Below are 3,409 nucleotides of genomic sequence, written 5' to 3' on the forward strand. Positions count from 1 at the left end.
CACTTATTTTTTCATTTTTCTTGCTTGATGAAATACCTGACATACGCACACTGATAGGGTGTGCCTTAGCTTTGGGTGCTATTTATTTACTTAGCCTGTATAATCACTCACATATCTCGTGGCTTAGAAAATATTTGAGATTCTAGGATGTAAGTCTTTTGATTGTTCTTTTGCAGATTCTAGCAAGCGGTCGCAGTGGTTCCAAAGAAAGTATAAATGGGTAAATAATTTTGCTTACTATTACCCCCCCCCCTTATTAGCTTTTTAGAATGCGTATTCTCATTTTTTACAAAAATTTGCACATATTCTGCGCCCTGAATTCTTCCAAGTTTTGTGAGTCCAAAAGCTTTGGATAGAAAATCAAATGTATAACGAAAATGAAAGTTTTTAGGCAAATGACATTCTATTACTGGGTAAAAACAATTTCCTATGAGTGCCTCCCCACCGATTTGTAGAGATTCTAGCATTTGTGCAAAAGTTTGCATAGGATCATCAACATGTTCTAATACATCGGTGCTCACCAAGCAATCATATTTTTCTTTATCTAATACATCAACGAATTTGACATTGCGAAAATTCTGAATATATTTTTTTCCATATACGCTTGGAAATGGTTCATATATGTCAATTTCTGTATTTGGACAAACTCGAGCAATCTCTCCAGCAAGAGTGCCAAATCCACCACCATAATCGCAAATTTTTTGAAAGTTTTTGCTAGCGATATAGTGAGCTATTGATTCTCGAATACTGAAAGAAAGTTTGTCGTATTGAGTAAAAAGTCCATTTAAAACCCACACGGGATGAGCATAATACAACCCAAGTTTATTCCAATCTATGTTTTTGTTATCACAACCCATTTCCTCCCAGACTTTATTTAATAAATACCACATTTGCTCAACATCATCATGAATATTAGGATCTTGTGAATCTAGCAATGCCTGTAAGGCTACCTTATCATCTGACTCTAGTTCTATCTTGTCCAAGTCTATTTTTATCATAAAATACTCCTTTAATTTTGATTTAGGATGTAACAATTCTTTTTCGCCTAGGTTTATAAATATCCTTGAAGCTAAAAGTATCAGTTAACATAAAACGCGGTAAAGCATACAAGAATTCTCTGTGTTTAGGGTAAATACTTCCCATTCTTGTTGTCGTAGCACTTATGAAACCTAATTCTTTAGGAATAGTAAAATATTTAGAATCTACCTCGACTTTACTACCAAATGGATAGGCAAAATGTTTGGGTTCAAGATTGTATTTATTAAAAAGTTTTTGAGCCTTTAAAATATCATTACTAACATCTTGCATTGTTAGACGATTAAAAACTGGGTGTGTATGAGTGTGATTTCCAATCGTCACAAGTGGATTTGTAGCAAGAAAGCTTATATCTTCCCAGCTCAATGTAAGGTGATCATAAATTCTAGGATCATATACAATACCTAGCTCTTGACAAATTGCCATGGAATCTGTATAGCTGCTAGAATTTTGAATAATCTTAGTGCGTAGATCAAGAAAAAGACTTTCTTTCTGGCTTATGGATTGTGTAGAATATATATATATATCATTTTCTAGAATATAATCTTCTAGAGCGAACCACCACATATTATGTGTAGATTCCGGAAATGAGGTGCAGATATAAATACAAAATGGCACACGATAACTATCAAAAATAGGATATCCATACGTTAAATTATCTTTGTAGCCATCATCAATCGTAATACAAAGGAGTTTGTTAAATGATCTAGAATCCTTGAGATTGCAGGTTAGTTCATCGAGACTCACAAAAGTATACCCTTGTTGTTTTGCCTCTTTGATAAAAGTTTCTAAAAACTCAGGAGAAACTTTAAGAGCCTCATTAATAGGGAGCTTATTTGAATCTATAGGTGCAATCCTATGGAGCATAAGTATAGCAGCATTACCTTCAAAAACTTTTCTGCTATATTCCAATTGCCAAAGTTGTTTGGCAATATACCCTTTCAACCTTGATCGCAAACTTTGTTTCATTACTACCTACCCACTTTTAAGATTTTTATAATTCTTGTTTTTTGGCAAAAATTCCAATAATGATTGGATACTCTAAGTCTTTATGCATAATTTCTTCATGCGTTAATTCTTCAGCTGCTATACCTTGAAATTCTGCCATCAGAGCCAAAAGATTACCATACACTATAGTTTCCACATTGCCTATACCAAAGACTTCTTCAAAATCTCGTTTGATACCCATTTCCATAAAACGCCAATAATCTCCCCAATTATCGTAATCATGTCTAGAAACTTGCGCTATTCCCGTTACTGTGACCAATGCTACCCCCCCCCCTAATAGCATATGATAAATTCCTTCAATGGCTTTTTTATACTCATAGATAACATTCAATGTAACTGTGCAAATAAAACAATCTAGGGAATTTTTTGGTAAATCATGAAATTTAGTTAAGTCTCCTACAATAGTAGCCTTTTTATTGTCATTAGTGTAGTGCAAGACGTGAGATTGTGAAACATTATGTCCAAACTTTTTGGTATAGGTATCCTCTGCAATCTCACATACATTACCTTTAATATATGAAGCGTAAGTTCGTAAAAAATCCTCTTGGTAAATTCTATCAATCGGCGTCCCCCGATCAAAGCCAAAAACTCTAGATACTGGCTCAAAACTTCTAAGGTTATACCATTTTGTCGGTTTTGTAATGCGCTTGATACGTGGTATAAAGATATGATATAACTTGCGTAAGATACGTAAGGGAATGCTATATAAATTTCGCATTGTTGCTCCTTGTTTTGGTGTTTTCAAACTCTTGTTATAAACTACGTTGCATCATTATATCAAAACCCAGCTTAAAGTCCTTTTGATCTCTTAGAAATTAAAAAGTCTTGAGCCTATACGCACGAGGTTTGCACCACATGCTATAGCGATCTCAAAATCCTCACTCATGCCCATAGAAAGGGTTTTTGCCCCCACATCTTGGAGTGAATCAAACACATCTTTAGCAAGCACAAAACTCTTTTCTATAGCCCTATAATCTGTGCTATGTGCCCCAATACTCATCACCCCTTCTAACTTGATATTAGGGCATTGTGCTAGAATCTCTAAATATGTTTCTTTGGCTTGTGTTGGTGATACGCCACTTTTGGTAGATTCAAAAGATGTATTGAGTTGCAATAAAGCACGTATTACCTTACTTTTGGCTTCTAATCGTTTTTGTAATGCCACGGCAAGTTTTAGAGAATCTAGTGAATGCAATAAAGTAGGATTAAGATCAATAAGTGTGTTAATTTTGTTTTCTTGCAAAGTGCCTATCATATGCCATTGTAGCGGTAGAGATTCTAAAATATGTATTTTTTGCTTAAGGTCTTGGACTTTGTTTTCACCAAACGCCCTTTGTCCGCATTCGTGTAAAAGCGTAATTTGCTC

The 3,409-nt window shown here is 34.6% G+C and carries 4 protein-coding genes and 1 pseudogene; 1 reads left to right on the top strand and 4 read right to left on the bottom strand.

Annotated features, from left to right (window positions below; all coding sequences use genetic code 11):
- Nucleotides 1–146, top strand: a pseudogene (locus C6H22_RS08740) (hypothetical protein); the annotation flags it as partial.
- Nucleotides 147–179: 33 nt separating this feature from the next.
- Here the strand turns inward: C6H22_RS08740 and C6H22_RS08370 are convergent.
- The 4 genes from C6H22_RS08370 to C6H22_RS08385 form a co-directional block, all read right to left on the bottom strand.
- Nucleotides 180–998 (bottom strand): class I SAM-dependent methyltransferase, encoded by an 819-nt coding sequence (locus tag C6H22_RS08370; RefSeq protein WP_104694808.1) that lies wholly within the window; start codon nucleotides 996–998, stop codon nucleotides 180–182.
- A 22-nt stretch (nucleotides 999–1,020) separates the two neighbouring features.
- Nucleotides 1,021–2,004, bottom strand: a complete 984-nt coding sequence (locus C6H22_RS08375; protein WP_104694809.1) for a polysaccharide deacetylase family protein — start codon at nucleotides 2,002–2,004, stop codon at nucleotides 1,021–1,023.
- Nucleotides 2,005–2,029: 25 nt separating this feature from the next.
- The gene (locus C6H22_RS08985) at nucleotides 2,030–2,761 is read right to left on the bottom strand and encodes a methyltransferase (protein WP_104694810.1); all 732 of its coding nucleotides are present in this window, start codon (nucleotides 2,759–2,761) and stop codon (nucleotides 2,030–2,032) included.
- 90 nt (nucleotides 2,762–2,851) lie between these two features.
- Nucleotides 2,852–3,409 (bottom strand): YggS family pyridoxal phosphate-dependent enzyme (locus C6H22_RS08385; RefSeq protein ID WP_104694811.1); only part of this gene is annotated, 558 nt, incomplete at its 5' end.

Source organism: Helicobacter equorum, from assembly GCF_900198655.1.
Lineage (GTDB): Bacteria > Campylobacterota > Campylobacteria > Campylobacterales > Helicobacteraceae > Helicobacter_F > Helicobacter_F equorum.

Bases quoted from the DNA above. Each gene is read 5' to 3' on its own strand.
- C6H22_RS08370 (WP_104694808.1), bottom strand. From the start codon at position 998: ATGATAAAAATAGACTTGGACAAGATAGAACTAGAGTCAGATGATAAG.
- C6H22_RS08375 (WP_104694809.1), bottom strand. From the start codon at position 2,004: ATGAAACAAAGTTTGCGATCAAGGTTGAAAGGGTATATTGCCAAACAA.
- C6H22_RS08985 (WP_104694810.1), bottom strand. From the start codon at position 2,761: ATGCGAAATTTATATAGCATTCCCTTACGTATCTTACGCAAGTTATAT.